The following is a 23097-nucleotide window of genomic DNA, read 5'->3' as shown; positions in this document are numbered from 1 at the left end:
CACAGCACTGACCTTTTGAGGCGGAATTTCCATGTCAGACACCTATGACGTCGTCATCATCGGAGGCGGCCCCGGCGGCTATAACTGCGCGATCCGCGCCGGACAGTTGGGCCTGAAGACGGCCATCATCGAGAAGCGCGGCGTGCTGGGTGGCACCTGCCTGAATGTCGGCTGTATCCCGTCAAAGGCGCTGCTGCACGCCTCGGAACTCTTCGACGAAGCCAATCACAGCTTTGCCGGCCTTGGCATCAAGACCGGCAAGGTGGAACTCGATCTGAAGCAGATGATGTCCCAGAAGGATGAGGCCGTGAAAGGCCTGACGCAGGGCGTCGAATTCCTGATGAAGAAAAACAAGGTCGATTACATCAAGGGCTTCGGCAAGATCACCGGCAAGGGCAAGGTCGAGGTCGACGGCAAGACGCTGGAAACGAAGAACATCGTCATCGCAACCGGGTCCGAACCATCCACCCTGCCGAATATCGAAATCGACGAGGAACGCGTCGTCACCAATACCGGCGCCATCGCGCTGAAAGAAGTGCCGAAGAAGCTGATCCTGATCGGTGCCGGCGTCATCGGGCTTGAGCTCGGCTCGGTCTGGTCGCGGCTTGGTTCCGACGTGACCGTGGTCGAATATCTCGACCGGATCATGCCAGGCGCGGACAATGAGGTCGCCAAGGAAGCCCAGCGTATCTTCAAGAAGCAGGGCCTCGACTTCCGCCTCGGCCAGAAGGTCACGGGCGTGGAAAAACTAAAGTCCAAACTCAAGCTCTTCATGGAGCCTGCCAAGGGCGGCGACGAGGAAGTGCTTGAGGCCGACGCCGTGATCGTGGCGGTTGGCCGGCGCCCCTACACAGAAGGCCTCGGCCTGGAAACCGTCGGCGTCAAGCTCGACAAGCGCGGCTTCGTCGAAACCGATCACTTCAAGGCCGCCGATGGCGTCTGGGCCGTCGGCGACTGCATCCATGGGCCGATGCTTGCGCACAAGGCAGAAGATGATGGCGCCGCGGTTGCCGAATTGATCGCCGGCAAGGCGGGCCATGTCGACTACAACCTTGTTCCGTCCGTTGTTTACACCAATCCGGAGATCGCCTGGGTCGGCAAGACGGAAGAGCAACTCAAGGAAGCCGGGATCGAGTACAAGAAGGGCAAATTCCCCTTCCAGGCCAACTCCCGCGCGCGCACCAACCACGAGACGCTGGGCTTCGTGAAAATCCTCGCAGACGCGAAGACAGACCAGATCCTCGGCGCGCACATGGTCGGTGTTGGCGTCGGCGAGATGATCCACGAGATCTGTGTTGCCATGGAATTCGGCGCCGCCTCAGAGGATGTCGCCCGCACCTCCCACGCGCACCCGACGCTGTCGGAAGCGGTCCGTCAGGCCGCTATGGGCGTCGAAGGATGGACGATGCAGATGTAGGAAGGCCCACTCAGCGCTGCATCGCATCGCGGATCAGCGCTGACTCGGCTTCTTCCATGATCGCTTCGGCGGCGCTTTCGGAATTGACCGGCTCCTTGCCGATTTCAAGCATGACGGGCACCGCGAATGGGCTGATCCGCTCAAGCGCGCGGTGATCGATCTTGCCGCGAATGCGCACCAGCATGTCCGACAGCCTGCGAATGTCGAGCAGGCCGGTCGCCGCGTCCTGGCGCGCGGCCTGAAGCAGGATGTGGTCCGGCTCATGCGAGCGCAGGACATCATAGATGAGGTCGGTCGAGAAGGTGACCTGCCGGCCGGTCTTCTCCTTGCCGGGCAAGCGCCGCGCGATCATGCCGGAAATCTGCGCGCACTGGGCAAAGGTCCGCTTCATCAGCGGGCTCTCGTCAAGCCAGGCCTCAAGATCGTCTCCGAGCATGTCCGGGTGGAACAGGCCGTCCATGTCGACACCCGCCATATCGTCCATCGCCCAGACCGCCATCGCATATTCGGACGCCACAAAGCCGAGCGGCTTGGCGCCCGCGCGCTCCAGCCGCCGCGTGAGCAACATGCCGAGCGTCTGGTGCGCGAGCCGCCCCTCGAAGGGATAGGTGACCAGATAGTGGCGATTGGCCCGCGGGAAGGTCTCCACGAGGAGATGGTCCGGCGGCGGGATCTCGGACTTTTCCTTCTGGATCTCGAACCATTCGCGCACCTGGTCCGGCAGGCCGGCCCATTGGGCCGGGTCGTGGATCATGTGGCGCACACGGTCCGCCAGGAACGTCGTCAGCGGGAACTTGCCGCCATTGTAGGACGGGATCGCCGGCTTGTCGGCCTTGGCGCGGGTGACCAGCACGTCGAGCTCCGAAACGCCAAGGAAACGGAGAATCTCTCCGGCGAACAGGAATGTGTCGCCCGGCGTCAGCGTCGAGATGAAATACTCCTCGATCTCGCCAAGCTTGCGGCCGGCCCGGATCGCTCTCTGGTCACCGCGCACAGACCTCGTCTCCTGCCCACCGCTCGCTTCGCCCTTCTTTCCAACGAAACTGGCAATCCGGACGTTCAGCAGTTGCGCTTCGACGATCGCGCCGACATTCATCCGGTGCTGCTGGGCATCGCGGGCCGTGCGGACGCGCCAGAGGCCGTCCCGTTTCACGATCCGGTGGAAGCGGTCATAAGTGGTGAGCGCATAGCCGCCTGTCGCAACGAGGTCGACAACCCGCTCATAGGTCTCCCAGTCGATACCGGCATAGGGCGCCGCGCGGCGAATTTCATTGTACAGGGCTTCAAGTTCGAAGCCTTCTCCGCAGGCCCGGCCCATAATGTGTTGGGCGAGGACGTCGAGCGCGCCGGTGCGCATCGGCTCGCCGTCAATCTCGCCTGCCTCGACCGCCGCTTCGGCCGCCCGGCATTCCAGCACTTCGAACCGATTGGTCGGCACCAGCAAGGCCCGGCTCGCCTCATCCATGCGGTGATTGGCGCGCCCGATCCGCTGGATCAGCCGGGCCGCTCCCTTTGGCGCGCCCATCTGGATCACAAGGTCGACCCCGCCCCAGTCAATGCCGAGATCGAGCGTCGAGGTGCAGACCACGCCCTTCAGCACGCCCTTCGCCATTGCAGCTTCGACCTTCCGGCGCTGCTCGCGGGCGAGCGAGCCATGATGCAGCGCAATCGGCAGGGCGTCCTCATTGACCCGCCACAGCTCCTGGAACAGCATTTCGGCCTGACTGCGCGTGTTGACGAAGACCAGCGTCATCTGGCTCGCCTTGATCGCCTCATAGACTTCGGGAACCGCGAAGCGCCCGGAATGGCCCGACCAGGGAATGCGCTCGCGCGAGACCATGATGCCGATATCCGCATTCACCCCGCCCTCGGCGCGAATGAGGCGCGTTTCGCGACCCTCCCGCGTCGGCAGCCATTCGGCCAGCAGGCCCGGATCGCGCACCGTCGCCGACAGTCCGATGAACCGGCAGGCCGGCGCCCATTCGGCCAGCGTTGCGAGGCCCAGCGACAGGAGGTCACCCCGCTTGGACGCCGCAATCGCGTGAATCTCGTCAATGATCACGCATTTGAGGTCGGAGAAGAACTCTGCGGCGTGATCGGAGGCAATGAAGAGCGCGAGTTGCTCCGGCGTGGTCAGCAGGATGTCGGGCGGATTGGCGCGCTGGCGCTGTCGTTTCGATTGCGGCGTGTCGCCGGTGCGGGTTTCGATACGGATACCGAGCCCCATCTCGGCAACCGGCGTGTTGAGATTGCGCTCGACATCAGTGGCGAGCGCCTTGAGCGGCGAAATGTAGAGCGTGTGGAGCGCCGGGCGCCCCGAATTCGATTGAGGCTTCTGATGCAGTTCGATCAAGCTGGCGAGAAAGCCTGCCAGCGTCTTGCCGCCGCCCGTCGGTGCAATCAGCAGCGCGCTGTCACCGGCGAGGGCTGTTTCTGTCAGGGCAAGCTGATGGGCACGCGGCGTCCAGCCCCGCCCGGCGAACCAGTCGGAGAAGACTTCGGGCAATAAGCTGGGAGGCGGCTGGTCGGGCATATCTACCTAGATAGCGTCTCGCGCCAATTCCTGCATCTTGTTCACATGACTTTCAGCCTGGCTTGGCTTTTATAGCGTCTCCAAATGGGGAGACAGCCATGCACCACCAGGTCCTGCTCACATCTATCGTCGTCCTGTTCGCCTTTCCTGCCGCGGCCGACCCGCTGATCGAACAGGCGCACGCATCGACGGGGGCGGCCGGCCCGCTCTACGTCTATGAGATGGAGTATTCCGACGGCGAGGTGCATGCGACCGGCAAAGTCGATCCAAGCCAGCCTGAAGGCCAGCGCATCACGATCTACACCCCCGACGAAAGCGAATGGGACGACGACTTTCGCGAGACGATCACATCCATCGATTCCGAGGTGACCGGCGACATTTTCTGCGACGACCTGGCCGCGCAGATTCCGGCAACCGCCCGCCGGATCGAGGAAACCGACGACACGGTCCAGTTCGCCTTTACGCCTGTGCCAGGCGAAGAGTCTGACGACATGGAACGCAAGATCCTCAAGAAGGTCAAAGCCAGTGCCACGCTCAGCAAGGCGGATGGGCAGGTCCTGTCATTCAGCATGTCCCTGCCCAAACCATTCAAGCCGGCCATGATCGCAAAGATCAATACCTTCCAGCTCGACGCGACCTGCGTGCGGGCGCCGGACGGGCGGACCTACCTCGAAGCCATGCAGATGGACGTGTCCGGCTCTGCCATGATGCAGGCCTTCAGCCAGACCGTGACCCAACGGATCACGAAACTGCTCGACCCGGTCTCGATACCCTAATCGTTATACTCGGCTTCGGCTTGGGAAGCCTGCATCTGCGCGTCGAGCATGTCGGTCTGGCCCTGGTCGATGCCGGCAATGACATCGCGGGTGAAGGCGACGATGTCGAAGCGCCCGCCATCAGCCGTATCGAAGCCGCGCCGGACAATGACAAGCCCGTGCGACGGGACGATCACCATGTACTGGCCGCGATTGCCGATCCCGGCATATGTATCGCTGGGAATGCCGTCGAACCGGTCGAGTAGCCAGAAACTGCCGCCATAGCCCAGCGAGTCCGGATCAGTCCTGTCCGGCTGGGCCGGGCCGGGGCTGGAGACAAAATCGACCCAGCCTTCCTTCAGGATGCGCTCACCTGCCCAGACCCCGTCCTGCAGATAGAGCTGGCCGAGACGCGCCATGTCGCGGGCGGTCATCCAGACCTGGCTGGAAGAGACAAAATCACCGCCCCAGTCGGTCTCCAGCGTCGTGTTGAGCGCGCCGATCTTCCACAGCAGGTCGGTATAGGGAAAGCGCCAGTAGCGCTGGTCGTCATCCATCGCCTCGCGAAGACCGCGCATCGCCGCCAGCGTGTCGTAATTGGCGTATTTGAACCGCTCGCCCGGCGTGATTTCGAGCGGGTTGACGAGCGCGGTATCGATAACGCGCGCACCGCCGAAATAGGTCCGGTCCGTCCGGCTGCCTGTCACCCCGGAATCCAGGCCGCTGGCCATCTGCAGCACGTCCCGCAGCGTGATCTCGCGGCGCGGGTCGCCCCCGGCCGTCCAGGCTTTGACCAGCGCCGGATAGTCGAGATCCATGATGCCCTGCTCGAGGGCCGCGCCGATGATCGTTGCCGTGAGTGACTTCGCGACCGACCAGGTCCGCTGCGGCGTGGTCGCGTCGATGCCGCGCGCATAGCGTTCCGCAACGAGCTGGCCATCCTTGACGATGACAACCGCACTGGTGCGCGTGCCCCGGCCATAGGTCTGGCCGTCGAATGCGAAACTGACCGACGGCTCGGTGCGCTGCTGGTAAAAGGACGTATCGATCAGCTTCACGTCCGAGCCAATCGCCGTGGAAACATCCCGCTGAAGGCGCGATACTTCTCCGGAAAAGCGCGGCAGCCAGTCGGACGCAGAGGGGTCAGCGCCAATCGGCAACAGGGAGCAGCCAAACCCGGAGCGCCAGACGGCGATACGCGGCGGCTCGCCCTTCTTGTAGCGCACCGCGACGCTGCGCTGGCGATCATTGATCTTGGCCTCGGACACGGTCCGCATAGGCTCGCGATAATCGGTGTAGATGCCGTCGAGCTCGTTGAAGTCGATCTCGGCGCGGGACTGGTCAGCGGTAAAGGTCGCCGAGCAGGTGAACAGCGCCTTGTAACCGGCGGCCAGCGCCTTCTGCATGATTTCGGTGTCGCCGCCTTCCTGTGCAGTCGCTATTGAGGGAAAGGCGAGCACGCCGACAAGCGCGCTGAGGACGGTCCAACGCATAAAGGGCTCCCTGTTTCTTCACCGGCGCGTTCTGCCGGCGCTTAGACACGTGACTCTCTCACATGCGGAAAAGGCAGAAACATGGCAGTCCCAATCCGCACGCGCAGCCCTATATGAAAAGCCATGATCCGACCGGACCTGCTGCTCAAGCCAACCCCCAAGGGCCTCTACTGCCCGCCAGGCGATTTCTACATCGACCCCGTGCGCGGCGCGGTTGACCGGGCCGTCGTCACACATGGCCATGCCGATCATGCCCGCGCCGGACACGCCCACGTTCTTGCAACGCCCGAAACGCTGGCCATCATGGCGTCGCGCTATGGCGAAGGCTTTGCAGGGGCGACCCAGCCGCTTGAATATGGTGAGACGGTCGAGATCAATGGCGTGACCGTCTGGCTGTCGCCGGCCGGTCATGTGCTGGGGTCAGCGCAGGTCGTCGTGGAATGGAAGGGCCTGCGCATGGTCTGCACGGGCGACTACAAGCGCCGCCGCGACCCGACCTGCAGGGCGTTCGAGCCTGTGCCCGGCACGCATGTCTTCATTTCCGAAGCGACCTTCGGCCTGCCCGTCTTTCGCCATCCCGACAGCGACCGGGAAATCGCCAAGCTGCTCGCCAGCGTGCGCGCATCACCCGACCGAACCCACCTCGTCGGCGTCTACGCGCTCGGCAAGGCGCAGCGCGTGATAAAGCTGCTGCGCGAAGCGGGCTATCACGAAACGCTGTATATCCACGGCGCGCTGGAAAAGCTGTGCAGGCTCTATGAAGAGCACGGCATTGATCTCGGCCCGCTGGAAACCGCGACCCTCGACACCAGCGAACGCGGCGCGCAGGAGCGGTTCCGCGGCCAGATCGTGCTCGGCCCGCCCGCCTCCTTCCATGACCGGTGGGGCCGGCGTTTCCCCGACCCGCTGCCCTGCTTCGCCAGCGGCTGGATGGGCGTGCGACAGCGCGCCAAGCAATCGGGCGTCGAACTGCCACTGATCATTTCCGACCATGCCGATTGGGACGAGCTGACGGACACGGTCCGCGAAGTTGATCCGGAGGAACTCTGGATCACGCATGGCCGTGAGGATGCCCTGGTGCGCTGGGCAGAGCTTGAAGGCCGCAAGGCGAGGCCACTGCGCCTGGTCGGCTATGAGGAAGACGCCTTCGAATAGGCATTTGCACCGCCCTGCGTTCGGGCGCATAGTCCCGCAACCCGCAAATGAAGGAGGCCGCCATGCGTGCCATGCTGATTTCGGGGCTGGGAGGATTGATGCTGGCCGCCTGCCATGGCGCCACCTGCGTGGAGTCCGATCCACAGGCCTTGCAGGTCGAAACTCAGGAGATTTCAGCCTTCGGTGCCCGGAGCGTCGCCCTTGATGCTGTCTATGAGCGCCATCCGACGCGCGCGCTTGTCGATTTCGCGAATGTCGAACAGACCGGCACCAGCCCGGCCGTCTACCAGGTCCATGTCGAGATGACCGGCTCGCCCGAAGCGCGCGCCATATACGATGTCGAAGTGTCCGAAACGTCCGATGGCAAACTCGACGTGACAGGCTTCACGAAATCACAGTAGCAAGGGTCGGTGACGGGACCTGCTGCTGCCATGCAAAAGTATCGCACACTCGACAAGACGAGGCTGATCGAAACCCTGACCCGTCTTGATACCCGAATCCGGGAGCGGTTTCCCGAGCGCGGGATTTCTGGCGTGTGCGCCGAGCTTCTTGCGCTGGCGCCAGATGTCAGCGCAACGGCCGAGACGCTTGGCAAGCCGATCCGGCTGCTGCGCATCTTCGTCTTCCTTGTGATCGCCACGGGCATCCTGCTCGTCGGGCGCCTTGCCTGGCTGATCGAGTTCGACGGCATCGAAACAGACGGCTTCGTCTTCTTCCAAGGGCTGGAGGCGCTGATCAATGTGCTGATCCTGTCCGGGGCCGGCATCTGGTTCCTGCTGACGCTGGAAACCCGCATAAAGCGGTCCCGGGCGCTGGAGCGGCTGCATGAATTGCGGTCGATTGCCCATGTCATCGACACGCACCAGCTGACGAAAACGCCGGTCTCAGTGCTCGAAGGCGGAGACCGTACGGCCTCAAGCCCGGAGCGGACCCTGACCCCGTTCCATTTGCGCCGCTATCTCGATTATTGCAGCGAAATGCTCTCGCTGACCGGCAAGCTCGCTGCGCTCTATCTTGCCCATTCGCGCGACCCCGTGATCATTCAGGCCGTCAATGAAGTCGAAGAACTGACCAGCGATTTCTCGCGAAAGATCTGGCAGAAGATTTCGGTCTTGTAGGCCAGCCTTACTTCAGGATCTTGAAGCTCGCACTGGCGCGTGCAACCGGCCCGCCATCAGCATGCACGAGGCAGTCGGTAAAGCAGAGTGAGCCACCCGTCTTCACAAAATGCGTATCGACATCCAGCCAGCTGCCGATCCGGGCGCTGCCCATATAGTCCGTCGCCAGACTGACCGTGACGAGCCCCTTGAGGTTTTCCCGGCCTTCGGCCTTCAGCGCTTCGCCCGCGCTTAGCCCCATCGCATTGTCGGCGAGCGAGGCAATCAGGCCACCATGGACAAGGCCGCGCGAATTGCAGTGCTCTTTGCGCAGGCGCACACCGATGACCACCTTCCGGCTCTCTCGCCTTGAAAAGAGCGGCTCCCAAGGATCGGTGAAGGGAGAGGTGCGGAAGTGCCGACCGAAACCGGCTGGCACATCTTCGGCTGTCATTGTCATCGCCATCTCCTATCTGTGTTGCGATGCAGGCCTTTTCCGACCTTCTCGAACGACTGATCCTGACGCCCTCGCGCAATGGGAAGATCGACCTCCTTGTAAATTATTTCACTAGTGAAGTAAATCCGGCTCGCGGCTGGGCCCTGGCGGTGCTGACCGGCGAACTCGACATACCGGGCGTGAAAGCCGGCTCGATCCGCCGCCTCGCCGAAGCAAGATCCGATCCTGAACTCTTCCGTATGTCCTATGACTATGTCGGCGACCTTGCAGAGACGGTCAGCCTCATCTGGCCCGGCACGCGCGGCGCGAACCGCGTGCCGCCCATCGAGGACATCGTGGAAACTTTGCTGAGGGCCACGCGCGCCGAAGGCGAGCGGCTGGTCGCCGGCTGGCTCGACCAGCTCGATCCGAAAGGCCGCTGGGCCCTGATCAAGATGGTGACCGGCGGCCTGCGCATTGGCGTGTCGGCCCGCCTGACCAAGCTCGCCCTGGCGCAGATGGGCGGGGTCGATGCCGGCGAGATCGAGGAGATCTGGCATGGCCTCGAACCGCCTTATGAAAGCCTGTTCGACTGGCTGGACGGGACCGCCGGCAAGCCCGCGCCCGACATCAAGGCACCATTCAGGCCGGTCATGCTCGCCCATCCGCTGGTCACCAAGGACAAGCGCGACGACCCCGATGCCGTCGACCCGGCCATGATCGATCCGGAGGTCTTCGCCGCCGAATGGAAATATGACGGCATTCGTGTCCAGGCCGTCTCGGAACGCGGCACGCGGCGCATCTACACGCGAACTGGCGATGACATCTCGCACACCTTCCCTGATGTGCTGGCCGGTATGGACTTCGATGCCGCCATTGATGGCGAACTCCTGATCCGGGCCCCGAATGGCGAGGTGGCCCCCTTCAACGACCTGCAGCAGAGGCTCAACCGCAAGACGGTTTCGAAGAAGCAGATGGAAACGAGGCCGGCATTCATCCGCGCCTATGACATCCTCGTCGACGGCGGGGAAGATCTGCGCACTCTGCCCTTCCGCGACCGGCGGGCCCGGCTGGAAGATTTCGTTGCGCGAGCCGGTAGCGAACGGATTGACCTCTCGCCGCTGGTGCCGGTCACGACGCTGGACGCGCTGGAGGCCGCGCGCAACGCACCGCCCGCGCCGGAAATAGAAGGCTTGATGCTGAAGCGCTGGGACAGCCTCTACGAAGCCGGACGGCCCACCGGCCCCTGGTACAAGTGGAAGCGCGACCCGTTCCTGGTGGATGCCGTGCTGCTCTATGCCCAGCGCGGGCATGGCCGGCGATCCAGCTTCTATTCGGACTTCACCTTCGGCGTCTGGCGAGACGGGGCAGACGGCCCAGAACTGACGCCGGTCGGAAAGGCCTATTTCGGTTTTACCGATGAGGAGCTCAAACAGCTCGACAAGTTTGTCCGGGAGAACACGATCGACCGGTTCGGTCCTGTACGGGCGGTCACGGCAACAGCTGAGGATGGCCTCGTCCTGGAAGTTGCCTTCGAAGGCCTGCAGCGCAGCCCGCGGCACAAATCCGGCCTTGCCATGCGCTTTCCGCGGATCAATCGCATCCGGTGGGACAAGCCCGCCGGCGAGGCCGACCAGCTTGCCACGCTCGAAAAAATGCTGCCACCCGACCCCCTCGCCAAGTCGTGAGTGTGGAATAACTGGTCAGGAGCGCCCGCATTTGCGAAAGATCTCAAGATGAAATCCGGCACGCCCCTTCTTCTGCTCGCGGTCGCCATCCTGCAATGGCTGGCGCCTCTCCTCCCCTTGTCTGGCCATGGCCGCACAATCGGTGCGCAGGCGGTCGAAGAGGGCATCCCGCCAGAGCTGCCGCCGGGCGTCTTCTTCTCGATCTGGGGCGTCATCTTCACACTCTACCTCATCTTCGCGCTGCTTGCCGTCTTCAAGACCAGCTATCTGGAAGAGCGTCTCGGCCAGCCCTTGCTGCTCGCAGGGGCGGGTAATGTCGTCTGGATGCTGTCCGCTCAGTATATCGGCAACGAGGTTCTCAACCTCATCCTTCTCCTGCCCATTGCTGCGCTAGCCTGGTGGGCAGCACGCCGGCTGCACAGGATGGGCGGATGGGACGGGACAGCGCGGCGGCTGGTCGCCTGCGCCCTGACGGGCCTCCTGTCCGGCTGGGCGGCGGTTGCCATCTCCATATCGATCCCGCGTGTTGCGCGCCTGCTATTGGGGCTGGCGCCGACCGACCATGTCTGGATCTCGCTATGGCTCGCGCTCGTCCCGGCTGCGCTGCTCGCCTGGGTGTTCGCAACCCGGATCAGCCGCAGCCTCTGGTTCTTCGTGGCGCTCGCCTGGGGCCTTTCCGGTATTGCGCTTAACAACTGGGAACGCACCGGCCTGCATGGGCTGGCGATCATGACCACGCTGGTCGGACTGTATGTGATCTGGCGGCGGCTGGCCTATGGTGCCCGGACCGCCTTGCAGTAGAACTAGCCGCCCTGGCTGGCGCCCTCGACGGTATTGTTGAGGCTGCTCACCAGTTCCGGCGTGATCGAACCTGTCGCCGGCAGACCGGCATCGCGCTGATAGGCAGCAATTGCGCTGCTCGTGCCGGCACCCATGACACCATCTGCGGGCCCGGCCTCATAACCAAGTGCCCCAAGCACCGTCTGGACGGAGCGGACCTGCTCGGCCGAACTGCCCTGCCAGGCCTGCAAGCCGAAACGGCCATTCGGACGGGCTGACGGCTCTGCGGGACTCCAGCTCGCTGCCCGGCGCTGGGCCTGCTGGGCCGCGTCGAGCGAGAGCCCTGCGCGCAGCTCTTCCACTTTTTCGATGGCGCCGCTGTCGCCCTGCGCGTTCGCGACTTCGTACCAATAAAGCGCTTCTGTCCGGCTGGGCGAAATGCCGAGCCCGGCTTCGTAAAGGACGGCGAGGTTGTACTGGCTGTCTGTCAGGCCGTAATCGGCAGCCTTGCGGAACCATTCAGCGGCCGCGGCATAGCTCTGCTGGCCGCCTTCGCCTTCGGCATAGTAGACGGCGAGGTCGTGCATCGCCTTGACGTTGCCGCCCTCGGCGGCGCGTTCAGTCCATTGGCGGGCGGCTTCGAGATCCTTCGGCACGCCAAGGCCGCGCTCATGAAGCTTGGCCAGGCGATACTGGGCGGCAGGCTCGCCGGCTTCAGCCGCCCGTCGGACCAGGCTCGGGCCACTCGTATAGTCACCGGCATCAAGGCGTTGTTCGCCAAGGATCAGCTGGGCAACCGGATCGCCTGTCGACGCCGCGGATTCGAGGGTTGGCGTCTGCGGAATCCTCGGCAGAGCCGCATAATCGACGACTGGCTGCAATGCTTGCGGCGCGGGGCTGTCAGCCGGCTCCTCAAACAGCTCGCTTTCGATCGCGGCCTCTTCTTCGGGTGACAGCGATGCCCGTTCGCTCGAATCAAGTGGTTCGATCACCGGCGCGGCTGCGGTCTCTTCGGGCGCCGACGTTTCTTCCGGGGCGGCATCCGCGGATGTCGGCTCGGCATGAACCGGCGTCGTAGACTGCACGACCGGACGGTCGGCGTCCTGCTGCAGGCCACGCAGCGTAACGAAAGTACCCGCTGCGGCGGTCGCCAGAGCAATTACGGAAACGGCCGCAACCAGAGGCACGCGGGACTTGCCACGCTTGCCTGTATTGACCTTGCCACGACGGGACTCGGCGGTGGCGGACATCGCGGCCTTGCGGGCGCGGGACAGATAGTCCATCGCCTCGGGATCTTCCTGGAGGGGTGCCTCTTCCTCAGCGTCGGCCAGGGCCTCTTCATCGGCGTCCAGGTCGGTCTCGGACTCAGCGTCTTCACCAGCCTCCAGCAGGTCGCTGGGATCATCCTCGCCAAATATGTCGCTGTCACGCGCCTCATCGGCCCCATCATCCCAGGCTGAGAGATCTGAGAGCGGGTCGGCGTCCGGATCGGCGATTTCGATAGGCTCATCACCGTCATCGATTTCCAGCGTCTCCAGCAAGTCGGATTCGGTCTCGACTGCGTCCGATGGCTCATCGACTTCGGAAATATCGGGAATGCCGGCCTCGAAGGCGGCGTCCTCGTCGTCCTCGAAACCGGATTCGTCGATCTCGATTTCAAAGATGTCATCGCCAGCATCCGCTTCTGCCGCCGGCGCCTCATCCTCGATTTCGGCGACCAGCATTTCGAGGTCGCTGGGCTCGTGCCCCTCTTCATCGAAAGTCAGATCGTTTGACGTGTCCTGCTCATCGGCAAAGCCATCATAGTCTGGACCGGGGAAGTCCGGTTCAGAGCCTGCCCGGGCAGGCTGGGCGTGCGGCGGGGCCGTGAAGTCTTCCAGCGCTTCGAGGCGCGTTGCGAGGGATGCAATCGCCTTCTGCACGGGCGACATGGCCGATGCCTGCTGCTGCTGCATCTTCTCGATACGGTCAGACACGCCGGTCAGCGCGTCGGACAGGCGCATGCTTTGCTGCTTGCGCGCCTGTTCCATCGATTCCTGAAGCTGCGTGAAGGCCCATTCCTGGCGCGCCTGCAGACGCTGGGCGACATTGGCAACCTGTTCGCCAACCTGCTCGATCGCGTTGGCGCTGCGCTGTTCGCTTTCATCGACGCGCGACTCGAACTGGTCAGCAAGCGCCTGCATCTGTTCGGTAATCTTGTTGATCACCTCGTCATTCTGCGAGTCGAATTGCTCGAAGCGGTCGCTGACCTCCTGGGTCAGCTTTTCCATGTCCGCGCGCACGGTCTCGACAGCCTCGCCCGGGTCGCGCGCTTCCACCTCACGCAGGCGGCGGTCAAGGGACGTCGAAATCCGGCTGACCTGGTTGGTCATGCCTTCAAGGGCACGGCTGGAGCGTTCCTCGCTGGCAGCGACACGCTTCTCAAGCCCGTCGACACTTTCTTCAAGCGCTCCCAGTTTTTCCGGATCGGCAGATGCAGCTGCTCCCTCAATCTCGCGGGCCAGCGACTCGCGGGCCGACTCGACCGAAGAGCGCAGCTCGCCCGCGAGGCCTTCGAAGCGCGACTCAAACTGCGCCTTCAGCTCGGCGGCCGCTTCCGGTGAAGCATGCTCGGCAAGTTCGTTGATGCGCTGGTCCAGCCTGTTGAACGTCTGCTCAAGGCCCTCGAGCGCGGTATTGGTTGCCGTTTCGGCGCGATGCAGGCGGTCCTGCATGCGGGTCATCACAGCCTCGATGGAGCTCAGCGCGCCCGCGACGTCGCCTTCGACCGCGCCCATGCGCTCGTCGAACTGGTCCAGCCGCGACAGTTTCGATGCAACCGCGCTTTCGACCTCGGACACCCGCTCATCGAGTTTCCGCGAGGATTTCTCCGACCAGGCCTCGGCCTGCTCCAGGGTTTCCTCGATCCGCCGGGACGTGTCGGCCAGCGTGCTTTCGACGCGCTTCTCCATACCCGACACACGGCTCTTCACGTCTTCAAGGTCGGATTTGACCTGGCCGCGAATGTCCTGGTTTTCGTTCTTTCGGCGCTCGTTCTGCTCGTTGATATGGCTGGCCAGCTCACCGAGGGCCTTTTCCAGCGATTTCAGCGATTCAAGATTGCGCGCGCCGGTGTCGTCTTCCTCAAGCGCCTCGACCTTTTCCTGGAGCTGCTCATACGTGGTGCGCAGATCCTCGATGAAGGCATCGACATTCTCGGCGACCCGGTCGGACTTCGCGTCCGTCTTGTTGAGCCGTGCAACCAGCCCGACAATGGACTGGTCAATGCCCGTCAGTGCAAGCGTGGACCGCGCCTCGACCGCTTCGAGGCGCGCAATCAGCTGGTCGAATGTTCCGCGGCCCTGCTGGGGACGGCGCGGTGCGGGCGGCACCTCCTCAACGGCACGGGGATATCTCGGCTCGCGATAGTCGCGTATGGACGGTGCGTCCTCCTCGGTTTCCTCAAGCAGCATGCGGTTGATGTATTCGCCAATGGTGAGGCCTTCCTCGCGGGCTGCTTCGCGCGCCGCTTCGCGGGCTCGCTGGTCGATTCCCTTGACGCTCCAGGGACCATAATTCGACATGCTAAGCGCTCCACTCCAAGACAGGCCGTGAGTGACCGGCAGGCAGCCCCTCGCCACCTTATCATTACGTGAATGGTAAGCTTCGTCTTAAAACCCCGTTAAAAAGGTAAACTGCGCTGCCGGAATTATTCACAGAGTTGCAAGGCCCGCTTCATCGCGGGTTCGGAGCCCCCGGATTCCACATTACTTTTACGCAAAGGGAAAGATGACGTTGACGTTCGCGTAAAGGCGCGTATTATTCGTAATCATGCCAGATACAGCTTCCCTTTCCATCGCCGAGAGCCGCACCTACACGATCTCGGAACTCGCCCGCGAATTCGGCATCACGCCTCGCGCCCTCCGCTTCTATGAAGACAAGGACATGCTTCACCCCGCACGGGACGGCATGACCCGCGTCTACTCTCACCGTGATCGCGCCCGCGTCACGATCATCGTGAGAATGAAGCGCCTCGGCCTGCCGCTTGCCGACATCCGCGAAATCCTCGACCTTTACGGCCTGGGTGACAATCAGCGCGCCCAGAAGCGCAAGACGCTCGAGAAATTCCGCAAGCAGGTTCAGGAATTCGAGGACCAGCGCGAAGATATCGAGGTCGCTCTTGTTGAGCTGCGCAAAGGCATCGAATGGCTTGAGCAGGACCTGTCCAATGTCGGGCCAACCTCCGATGATGCCGAAAATGTCGCTGCCTATGATGCGGTCGCACGCAAGCAGCTCGACGAAGCCTGAGCCAATTCAATTCACGCCCCATCGGGGCTGACAGTGCGGCGTTTCACCTGTTAGTGAAACGCCGCCAAACGCTATTTCAGGGGATATTCCATGCCGCGATATGATGCGCCCGTGCGCGATATGCAGTTCATCTTCCATGATGTGCTGTCGCTGCAAAACTACTCGAACCTCGAAGGCTTCTCCGAGGCGACGCCCGATATCATCGACCAGATCCTCGAAGAAGGCGGCAAGTTCGCAAAGGAAGTGCTTTTCCCGCTGAACAGCGTCGGCGACCAGCAGGGCTGCGTGCGCAATGACGACGCCTCGGTGAAAACGCCGGACGGCTTTCCGGACGCCTACAAGCAGTTCGTCGAGAATGGCTGGCCTCTGCTCTCGAAGTCGGTGGAGCATGGCGGTCAAGGCCTGCCGCGCCTCCTGGCGATCGCCCTCAGCGAAATGGTGTCGTCCGCAAACATGGCGTTCGGCATGTATCCGGGTCTGACATCCGGCGCCTATGAAGCCCTGATGGCCGGCGGGTCCGATGAGCAGAAAGCCAAGTACGGCCCGAAAATGGCCTCCGGCGAATGGGCCGGCACGATGAACCTGACCGAGCCCCAGTGCGGCACCGATCTTGGCCTCATCAAGACCAAGGCCGTTCCGCAATCCGACGGCTCCTACAAGATTACGGGCCAGAAGATCTGGATTTCCGGCGGCGAACAGGACCTGACCGACAATATCATTCACCTCGTCCTGGCCCGGATCGAGGGCGCGCCGGAAGGCATCAAGGGCATCTCGCTCTTCGTCGTGCCGAAATACATCGTCAATGAAGACGGCTCACTGGGTGAGCGCAATGCTGTGTCCTGCGGCGGGCTTGAGGAAAAGATGGGCATTCACGGCAATGCCACCTGCGTCATGAACTATGACGAGGCGACCGGCTGGCTGGTCGGTGAAGAGCACAAGGGCATGCGCACCATGTTCATCATGATGAACGAGGCGCGCCTCGGCGTGGGCCTGCAAGGCCTGGCGCAGGCGGAGGTCGCCTACCAGAACGCTGTGGACTTCGCGAACGACCGCCTGCAGAGCCGTTCGCTGACCGGTCCGAAGGCGCCCGACAAGCCTGCCGATCCGATCATCGTCCACCCGGACGTGCGCCGCATGCTGCTGGACTGCAAGGCCTTCATCGAAGGTGCTCGCCTGTTCACCTACTGGACGGCGCTGCATGGCGACCTGCTGCACCAGTCCCCGGATGAGAAAGTCCGTGAGAAGGCGGGCGACTACATGGCGCTGATGACGCCTGTGGTGAAAGCCTTCCTGACCGATCGCGGCCTGAAAGCCTGCAATGATGCCCTGCAGCTGCACGGTGGGTCGGGCTTCACGCGCGAATGGGGCATGGAGCAATTCGTCCGCGATGTGCGCATTACCCTCATCTATGAAGGCACGAACGGCATCCAGGCGCTCGACCTGGTCGGCCGCAAGCTGGCCGCCAATGGCGGGCGGGCCGTCTTCACCTTCTTCGCCGAGATTGACGATTTCATCGGCGCCAATGAAGACAATGAAGAACTCGCGCCGTTCATCGAGGGACTGAAGGATGCGAAGGCCAAGCTTCAGGATGGCACAACCTGGCTGATGCAGAACGGCATGAGCAACTTCAACAATGCCGGCGCCGCCTCGACCGACTATCTCCACCTCTTCGGCCTGACGGCGCTCGCCTATATGTGGGCGAAGATGGCCAAGACGGCGGTGGAAAAGCGCGGCTCGGACCCGTATTATGACGACAAGCTGGTCACCGGGCGCTACTATATCAGCCGGATCCTGCCGGAAACGGCAGCCCATCTTGCCAAGCTCAAGACTGGCGCTGACCCGCTCATGGCGCTCGAAGCGGAGCGGTTCTAACCGGAATGGTTGTTGGGCGGCGGGCCCGGCCTGCCGCCCATCTGACACACTGCAACATGACGTTGCGTGAGGACTCGCGCCGCAGAAGCGTGGGCTTTATATGTTGACGTGAACGTAAACGACAACTTGTCGCCGATCGCGATCAGGGAGATGACCAGATGCAGAATGTGCTCGATGTACCACCCGCAAAATGGCGCCAGGACGAGGAAATCTCGATCTTTTCCGACGCTGTCGGCCAGTTTTTCGAGCGCGAATGCAAGCCGCATGTCGAGGACTGGCGCAAGCAGGGCTACGTCCCGCGCGAAATGTGGAAGAAGGCGGGTGAAGCCGGCCTCCTCTGCGCATCCGTGTCCGACGAGTATGGCGGCGCTGGCGGCGATTTCCGCCATGAGGCTGTCATCATCGAACAACAACAATGGCAGGGCATCGACGGCTTCGGCATCACGCTGCACAACGCCATCATCGCCCCATATATCGAAACGTTCGGTTCTGAAGAGCAAAAGAAGAAATGGCTGCCGAAGCTGGCCTCCGGTGAGCTGATCGCCGCGATCGCGATGACCGAGCCCGGCACCGGGTCCGACCTGCAGGCGGTCAAGACAACCGCGAAGAAGGATGGCAACCATTACGTCATCAACGGCCAGAAGACATTCATCTCCAATGGCCAGACAGCAAACCTGATCGTCACCGTTGCCAAGACCGACCCGACCAAGGGCGCCAAGGGTATCTCGCTGATCGTGGTGGAGACCGACGAGGTCGAAGGCTTCGAGCGCGGCCGCAATCTCGAAAAGATCGGCCAGAAGGCCGCCGACACGTCGGAGCTGTTTTTCAATGACGTCCGCGTGCCGACATCGAACCTGCTCGGCGTCGAGGAAGGCCAGGGCTTCGTCCAGCTGATGCAGAAACTGCCGCAGGAGCGCCACGTGATCGGCCTCCAGGGCATTGGCATGATCGAGCGCGCCATCAAGGAAACGGTCGAGTACGTCAAGCAGCGCAAGGCTTTTGGCGGCACGATCTGGGACTTCCAGAACACCCAGTTCAAGCTGGCCGAATGCAAGACCGAAGCAACCGTCGCGAAAGTGTTCGCCGACCACTGCACCGAGCTGCTCATCCAAGGCAAGCTGGACGCGGCGACCGCGTCGATGTCGAAATACTGGATCAGCGACCTGCAGTGCAAGATCATCGACGAGTGCCTGCAGCTGCATGGCGGCTATGGCTATATGGACGAATACCCGATCGGCCAGATGTATGCCGACGCCCGCGTCCAGCGCATCTATGGCGGCGCGAACGAAGTCATGAAGATGCTGATCGCAAGGACGATGTAGCGCCCACTCGACAATACGAAATCCCCCCCGAAAGGAGCCCCTGAAATGACTGAAGCCTATATTTACGACGCCGTGCGCACCCCGCGTGGCAAGGGCAAGAGCTCCGGCTCTCTGCACGAAATCACCTCGCTTTCGCTGGCGACCCAGGCGCTGCAAGCCATCCGCGACCGCAACGAACTCGACACCTCGAATGTCGACGATGTGGTGCTCGGCTGCGTTTCGCCGGTCGGCGAGCAAGGCGGTGACATCGCCCGGATCGCGGTGCTGAACGCCGAGTATGCCGAAACGACCGCCGGCGTGCAGATCGACCGCTTCTGTGCCTCAGGCCTTGAGGCTTGCAACATGGCCGCCTCGAAGGTCATGACCGGCGAGGCTGACATGGCTATCGGCGGCGGTGTCGAGAGCATGTCGCGTGTCCCGATGGGCGCAGCCGGCGGCGCCTGGTCCTCCGACCCGTCGATCGCGCTCAAGTCCTATTTCGCACCGCAAGGTATCGGCGCGGACACGATCGCGACCAAGTGGGGTTTCTCGCGCGACGATGTCGACGGCTATGCCGTTGAGAGCCAGAAGCGTGCCGCGAAAGCCTGGAAGGAAAACCGTTTCAGCAAATCCATCGTCCCGGTGAAGGACCAGATGGGCGCCGTCATCCTCGATCATGACGAGCACATGCGTCCGGATGCGGACATGCAGTCGCTGGCTGGCCTGAACCCGTCTTTCGCGGGCATGGGCGGCATGGGTTTCGATGAAGTCATCAAGCAGCGCTATCCCGAGCTGGAAAAGATCGACCACGTGCACCATGCCGGCAACTCGTCCGGTATCGTGGACGGCGCCTCGGCCGTTCTCTTCGGCTCGAAGGAAATGGGCGAGAAGCTCGGCCTCAAGCCGCGCGCGCGTATCAAAGCGATGGCCTCGATCGGCTCCGAACCGGCCATCATGCTGACCGGTCCGACGGCGGTCTCGCTGAAAGCGCTGAAGAAGGCCGGCATGGAAGTCGGCGACATCGACCTCTACGAGCTGAACGAAGCGTTCGCCTCCGTGCCGATGCTGATGATGCACCTCCTCGGCATTCCGCACGAGAAGATGAACGTCAATGGCGGCGCCATCGCCTTCGGCCACCCGCTCGGTGCAACCGGCGGCATGCTGCTCGGCACCATGGTCGACGAACTGGAGCGCTCCGACAAGGAAACCGCACTCGTTACGCTGTGCGTCGGTGCCGGCATGGGCACCGCCACGATCATTGAGCGGGTCTGATGGCTGACAAGGCCTTCGAGAGGGGCCTGCCGATCGGCATCGCCGTCGGTATTGCTCTCGGCGCAGCGTTCGGCGCTGCGCTCGGGAACATGGCCTTTATCGGCCTCGGCCTCCCGATCGGCCTCGCGCTTTCGCCGGTCTTCGGCGAGGCGCGGATGAAGACTGAATCTGAAGACAAGACGGATGAGGGCGGCCCTGATGCGGGCTGACTTCCAACAGGACGAAAGACAATGAAACTCGAAACATTCAAATTCGACATTGATGGCGACGGCATCGCGCATGCCGTGTTCGATGTACCAGGCCGCAGCATGAACACGCTGACCGGCCAGGCCGTCGCAGATATCATCGCGATCTCGAAAGAGGTCGCCAGCAATGACGCGATCAAGGGCCTTGTGATCTCTTCGGGCAAGCCGTCCGGCTTCTGCGCCGGCGCAGACCTTGGCGAGATGGGCAACCGGGCCGGCGCTTCCGATGGCGGCTCCATGTCCGAGGACGAGAAACTGAAAGCCCGCTTCGAGCAGGGCTTCTCCCTGAACAAGACGCTTCGCGAACTGGAGACCTGCGGCAAGCCGGTCGCCTGCGCCCTGAATGGCCTCGCCCTTGGCGGCGGTCTCGAAGTCGCGCTTGCCTGCCACTACCGTGTGGCCGCGAACGACAATCCAAAGCAGCAATTTGGCCTGCCGGAAGCCAAGATCGGCCTCCTGCCAGGGGCTGGCGGCACGCAGCGCCTGCCGCGCCTCGTCGGCGTTCAGGCGGCCCTGCCCCTGATCCTTCAGGGCGAAAGCTTCGACGCCGAAAAAGGCAAGGCGATGGGCGTGATCAACGAACTCGCCCCGGGCGCCGACGTCGTCGAGCGCGCCAAGGCCTGGGTCAAGGCCAACCCGAACGCGAAGGCCCCATGGGACGAGAAAGGCTACAAGGTCCCGGGCGGCGTTCCGCACCGCTCACCGGGTGCCGGTCAGGTGATGACCATGGCCAACGCCATGCTGCACGCCAAGACCTATGGCAACTTCCCGGCCCAGAAGAACATCCTCTCCTGTGTCTATGAGGGCATCCAGGTGCCGATCGATGCAGGCCTCCGGATCGAGACGCGCTACTTCATCAACACCCAGTCGCGCCCGGAAGCCAAGGCGATGATCCGCTCGCTCTTCCTGTCGACGCAGGCCCTGTCCAAGGGCGGCAACCGCCCTGACGGCTATCCGAAGACAGAGTTCAAGAAGATCGCAGTTATCGGCGCCGGCCTGATGGGCGCAGGCATCGCCTATGTCCAGGCCAAGGCCGGCATCCCGACCGTGCTGGTCGATGTGTCCAAGGAGAACGCCGAGAAGGGCAAGGATTATTCCCGCCGTCTTGTCGAGAAGGACATCTCGCGCGGCAAGTCGACAAAGGAAAAGGGCGACAAGCTGCTCGACCTGATCACGACGACGGACAATTACGACGATTTCAAAGGCGCCGACCTGGTTATTGAAGCCGTCTTCGAGAATGAAGAGCTGAAGGCCAAGATCACCAAGCAGGCCGAAGAGGTTCTCGGCGAGGACGCCGTCTTCGGCTCCAACACCTCGACCCTGCCGATCACCGGCCTGGCCAAGGCGTCGAAGCGCCCTGAGAACTTCATCGGCATCCACTTCTTCTCGCCGGTCGAGCGGATGGGCCTCGTCGAGATCATCTCGGGCGAAAAGACCTCCGAAGCGACCCTCGCCAAGGCGATCGACTATGTTCTCGCCATCCGCAAGACGCCGATCGCCGTGAATGACAGCCGCGGCTTCTACACCTCGCGCTGCTTCGGCACCTATACGCGCGAAGGCATGGAAATGCTGGCCGAGGGCATCAAGCCGGCCATCATCGAGAATGTCGGGCGCCAGTCCGGTATGCCGATGGGCCCGCTGGAAGTCTCCGACTCGGTCGGTCTCGACACTGCCCTGAAAGTGACACGCGCCACGGCCGAAGCCATGGGCGTCGACATCCAGAAGGATGATCGCACGCAGTTCCTCGGCTGGCTGGTCGAGGACCAGGGCCGGGTTGGCCGCAAGGCGGGCAAGGGCTTCTACGACTATAATGAGAAGGGCAAGCCGGAGCGGCTCTGGCCGGATCTCAACTCCCGTCTCGAAGTGACGGTGGACGAATGCCCGCCGGAGCTGAAGCAGCACCTCAAGAACCGCTTCCTGATCCGTCAGGCGATCGAGGTGGCACGCTGCTTCGAGGAAGGCGTCATCACCGATGCGCGCGATGCGGACATCGGCTCCATCCTCGCCTGGGGCTTTGCCCCTTATACCGGCGGCTGCTGCTCCTATGTCGACCTGATCTGGGGCATCAAGCCCTTCGTCGAGGAAGCGACCCGGATGGAAGAGAAGTATGGTGAGCGCTTCAAGGTGCCCCAGCTCCTGAAGGATATGGCGGCCAAGGGCGAAGGCTTCTATGACCGCTTCCCGCCGGGTGGCGTGAAGGCCAAGGTTGCCGCCTGATATCGGCAAAAATCTCATGAAAAGCCGGGGCTGCTGCCCCGGCTTTTTTTGTGACCGGCTTGCCTGAGCATCTGGCGCAGCGACACACAGCCCCTGTCTGCGCGAATACGTAATAGCCACAATTGGCACGAACCATTAGAGTGGGGACAGTCTCACCATCAGATGAGAGGTTCGCTTTATGGCATTCAAGAAGATCGTCCTGCGCCTGGCTCGCAATCCCGGATTTCCCGATGGCGACGCCGAACGTGGTTATGTCCTCAACGCCCCGCTGAAAACCGACGGCACACTGGATCTCGAGGCCTGGAGACAGGATCGCGAGAAAGCCACGGTGGTCCGGTTTGACCCGGACCCGGATGAGCGCGCAGACGGTTGGCTGACCCATCGCGGCAGCCATTGGTTCTTCCACTATGATGAGGACCGCGAAGGCCCGGATGAGCCCACCTACCGGCTTGGTGATCACAAGTTCGCCGTCGGCGAATATCTCACGGTCACCGGCCATGAGGGCGACCCGCTGACCTATCAGGTCACGAGCGTCACCGAAGGCTGAGC

At 62.8% G+C, this 23097-nt stretch carries 18 protein-coding genes; 14 read left to right on the top strand and 4 right to left on the bottom strand.

Translation table 11 applies throughout. From position 1 onward, the window contains the following. The first annotated feature begins 31 nt into the window (after positions 1–31). A complete protein-coding gene (lpdA, locus tag D1223_RS08695; protein ID WP_119375993.1) occupies positions 32–1417 on the top strand; it encodes a dihydrolipoyl dehydrogenase in 1386 nt (461 codons plus the stop codon). A gap of 10 nt (positions 1418–1427) precedes the next feature. Here the strand turns inward: lpdA and D1223_RS08690 are convergent, their stop codons facing one another. Then, entirely contained in the window at positions 1428–3950 is a 2523-nt protein-coding gene (locus D1223_RS08690; RefSeq protein WP_119375992.1) for a ligase-associated DNA damage response DEXH box helicase, read from the bottom strand. Between the two features lie 98 nt (positions 3951–4048). Here D1223_RS08690 and D1223_RS08685 point away from each other — a divergent pair, with 98 nt between their 5' ends. Then, positions 4049–4726 carry a hypothetical protein gene (locus D1223_RS08685; protein WP_119375991.1) on the top strand — a complete coding sequence of 226 codons (678 nt, stop codon included), beginning with the start codon at positions 4049–4051 and terminating at the stop codon, positions 4724–4726. Here the strand turns inward: D1223_RS08685 and D1223_RS08680 are convergent. After that, on the bottom strand, positions 4723–6198 hold the full coding sequence (locus tag D1223_RS08680) for a serine hydrolase domain-containing protein (protein WP_119375990.1): 1476 nt from the start codon (positions 6196–6198) through the stop codon (positions 4723–4725). The genes D1223_RS08685 and D1223_RS08680 overlap by 4 nt on opposite strands. A gap of 123 nt (positions 6199–6321) precedes the next feature. Here D1223_RS08680 and D1223_RS08675 point away from each other — a divergent pair, with 123 nt between their 5' ends. The 3 genes from D1223_RS08675 (at position 6322) to D1223_RS08665 (ending at position 8471) form a co-directional block, all read left to right on the top strand. Next, entirely contained in the window at positions 6322–7353 is a 1032-nt protein-coding gene (locus D1223_RS08675) for a ligase-associated DNA damage response exonuclease (RefSeq protein WP_119375989.1), read from the top strand. A gap of 62 nt (positions 7354–7415) precedes the next feature. Beyond that, on the top strand, positions 7416–7754 hold the full coding sequence (locus D1223_RS08670) for a hypothetical protein (RefSeq protein ID WP_147372731.1): 339 nt from the start codon (positions 7416–7418) through the stop codon (positions 7752–7754). 30 nt (positions 7755–7784) lie between these two features. Then, positions 7785–8471, top strand: a complete 687-nt coding sequence (locus D1223_RS08665) for a hypothetical protein (protein WP_119375987.1) — start codon at positions 7785–7787, stop codon at positions 8469–8471. Between the two features lie 7 nt (positions 8472–8478). On the opposite strand, the gene D1223_RS08660 is transcribed toward D1223_RS08665, so the two are convergent. Further along, positions 8479–8910, bottom strand: coding sequence for a PaaI family thioesterase (locus D1223_RS08660; RefSeq protein WP_119376097.1), 432 nt, complete (start codon positions 8908–8910; stop codon positions 8479–8481). A 23-nt stretch (positions 8911–8933) separates the two neighbouring features. Between D1223_RS08660 and D1223_RS08655 the strand changes: the two genes are divergently transcribed. Together D1223_RS08655 and D1223_RS08650 are read left to right on the top strand one after the other, a co-directional pair. Then, positions 8934–10574 (top strand): cisplatin damage response ATP-dependent DNA ligase, encoded by a 1641-nt coding sequence (locus D1223_RS08655; protein ID WP_119375986.1) that lies wholly within the window; start codon positions 8934–8936, stop codon positions 10572–10574. A 48-nt stretch (positions 10575–10622) separates the two neighbouring features. Next, positions 10623–11375: a hypothetical protein gene (locus tag D1223_RS08650; RefSeq protein WP_119375985.1), complete on the top strand. Its 753-nt coding sequence runs from the start codon at positions 10623–10625 to the stop codon at positions 11373–11375. A 2-nt stretch (positions 11376–11377) separates the two neighbouring features. On the opposite strand, the gene D1223_RS08645 is transcribed toward D1223_RS08650, so the two are convergent. Continuing rightward, positions 11378–14917 (bottom strand): peptidoglycan-binding protein, encoded by a 3540-nt coding sequence (locus D1223_RS08645; RefSeq protein ID WP_119375984.1) that lies wholly within the window; start codon positions 14915–14917, stop codon positions 11378–11380. Between the two features lie 247 nt (positions 14918–15164). Between D1223_RS08645 and D1223_RS08640 the strand changes: the two genes are divergently transcribed. From D1223_RS08640 to D1223_RS08610, 7 genes are all read left to right on the top strand, one after another. Continuing rightward, on the top strand, positions 15165–15641 hold the full coding sequence (locus D1223_RS08640; RefSeq protein WP_119375983.1) for a MerR family transcriptional regulator: 477 nt from the start codon (positions 15165–15167) through the stop codon (positions 15639–15641). Positions 15642–15731: 90 nt separating this feature from the next. After that, positions 15732–17513 (top strand): acyl-CoA dehydrogenase C-terminal domain-containing protein, encoded by a 1782-nt coding sequence (locus D1223_RS08635; protein WP_119375982.1) that lies wholly within the window; start codon positions 15732–15734, stop codon positions 17511–17513. Between the two features lie 158 nt (positions 17514–17671). Then, positions 17672–18835, top strand: coding sequence for an acyl-CoA dehydrogenase family protein (locus D1223_RS08630; protein ID WP_119375981.1), 1164 nt, complete (start codon positions 17672–17674; stop codon positions 18833–18835). A gap of 45 nt (positions 18836–18880) precedes the next feature. Continuing rightward, on the top strand, positions 18881–20086 hold the full coding sequence (locus tag D1223_RS08625) for an acetyl-CoA C-acetyltransferase (protein ID WP_119375980.1): 1206 nt from the start codon (positions 18881–18883) through the stop codon (positions 20084–20086). Beyond that, complete coding sequence (locus tag D1223_RS08620) at positions 20086–20295, top strand: hypothetical protein (protein WP_119375979.1); 210 nt, start codon at positions 20086–20088, stop codon at positions 20293–20295. Before D1223_RS08625 ends, D1223_RS08620 begins: the two co-directional genes overlap by 1 nt. Positions 20296–20316: 21 nt before the next feature. Continuing rightward, positions 20317–22548, top strand: a complete 2232-nt coding sequence (locus D1223_RS08615) for a 3-hydroxyacyl-CoA dehydrogenase NAD-binding domain-containing protein (RefSeq protein WP_119375978.1) — start codon at positions 20317–20319, stop codon at positions 22546–22548. A 178-nt stretch (positions 22549–22726) separates the two neighbouring features. Then, positions 22727–23095 carry a hypothetical protein gene (locus D1223_RS08610; protein WP_119375977.1) on the top strand — a complete coding sequence of 123 codons (369 nt, stop codon included), beginning with the start codon at positions 22727–22729 and terminating at the stop codon, positions 23093–23095. The last annotated feature ends 2 nt before the right edge of the window (positions 23096–23097 follow it).

Origin of the sequence: Henriciella mobilis, assembly GCF_003576285.1 — a bacterium.
Lineage (GTDB): Bacteria > Pseudomonadota > Alphaproteobacteria > Caulobacterales > Hyphomonadaceae > Henriciella > Henriciella mobilis.
The sequence above is the reverse complement of the archived record's forward strand: the minus strand, read 5'-3'. Positions and strand labels throughout refer to the sequence as shown.

What these genes read in the sequence shown, in the direction of transcription:
- D1223_RS08690 (WP_119375992.1), bottom strand. Translation starts at nt 3,950, where the DNA reads ATGCCCGACCAGCCGCCTCCCAGCTTATTGCCCGAAGTCTTCTCCGAC.
- D1223_RS08680 (WP_119375990.1), bottom strand. Translation starts at nt 6,198, where the DNA reads ATGCGTTGGACCGTCCTCAGCGCGCTTGTCGGCGTGCTCGCCTTTCCC.
- D1223_RS08610 (WP_119375977.1), top strand. Translation starts at nt 22,727, where the DNA reads ATGGCATTCAAGAAGATCGTCCTGCGCCTGGCTCGCAATCCCGGATTT.
- D1223_RS08675 (WP_119375989.1), top strand. Translation starts at nt 6,322, where the DNA reads ATGATCCGACCGGACCTGCTGCTCAAGCCAACCCCCAAGGGCCTCTAC.
- D1223_RS08635 (WP_119375982.1), top strand. Translation starts at nt 15,732, where the DNA reads ATGCCGCGATATGATGCGCCCGTGCGCGATATGCAGTTCATCTTCCAT.
- D1223_RS08620 (WP_119375979.1), top strand. Translation starts at nt 20,086, where the DNA reads ATGGCTGACAAGGCCTTCGAGAGGGGCCTGCCGATCGGCATCGCCGTC.
- D1223_RS08625 (WP_119375980.1), top strand. Translation starts at nt 18,881, where the DNA reads ATGACTGAAGCCTATATTTACGACGCCGTGCGCACCCCGCGTGGCAAG.
- D1223_RS08685 (WP_119375991.1), top strand. Translation starts at nt 4,049, where the DNA reads ATGCACCACCAGGTCCTGCTCACATCTATCGTCGTCCTGTTCGCCTTT.
- D1223_RS08615 (WP_119375978.1), top strand. Translation starts at nt 20,317, where the DNA reads ATGAAACTCGAAACATTCAAATTCGACATTGATGGCGACGGCATCGCG.
- D1223_RS08665 (WP_119375987.1), top strand. Translation starts at nt 7,785, where the DNA reads ATGCAAAAGTATCGCACACTCGACAAGACGAGGCTGATCGAAACCCTG.
- D1223_RS08650 (WP_119375985.1), top strand. Translation starts at nt 10,623, where the DNA reads ATGAAATCCGGCACGCCCCTTCTTCTGCTCGCGGTCGCCATCCTGCAA.
- D1223_RS08670 (WP_147372731.1), top strand. Translation starts at nt 7,416, where the DNA reads ATGCGTGCCATGCTGATTTCGGGGCTGGGAGGATTGATGCTGGCCGCC.
- D1223_RS08640 (WP_119375983.1), top strand. Translation starts at nt 15,165, where the DNA reads ATGCCAGATACAGCTTCCCTTTCCATCGCCGAGAGCCGCACCTACACG.
- D1223_RS08660 (WP_119376097.1), bottom strand. Translation starts at nt 8,910, where the DNA reads ATGACAATGACAGCCGAAGATGTGCCAGCCGGTTTCGGTCGGCACTTC.
- D1223_RS08655 (WP_119375986.1), top strand. Translation starts at nt 8,934, where the DNA reads ATGCAGGCCTTTTCCGACCTTCTCGAACGACTGATCCTGACGCCCTCG.
- D1223_RS08645 (WP_119375984.1), bottom strand. Translation starts at nt 14,917, where the DNA reads ATGTCGAATTATGGTCCCTGGAGCGTCAAGGGAATCGACCAGCGAGCC.
- lpdA (WP_119375993.1), top strand. Translation starts at nt 32, where the DNA reads ATGTCAGACACCTATGACGTCGTCATCATCGGAGGCGGCCCCGGCGGC.
- D1223_RS08630 (WP_119375981.1), top strand. Translation starts at nt 17,672, where the DNA reads ATGCAGAATGTGCTCGATGTACCACCCGCAAAATGGCGCCAGGACGAG.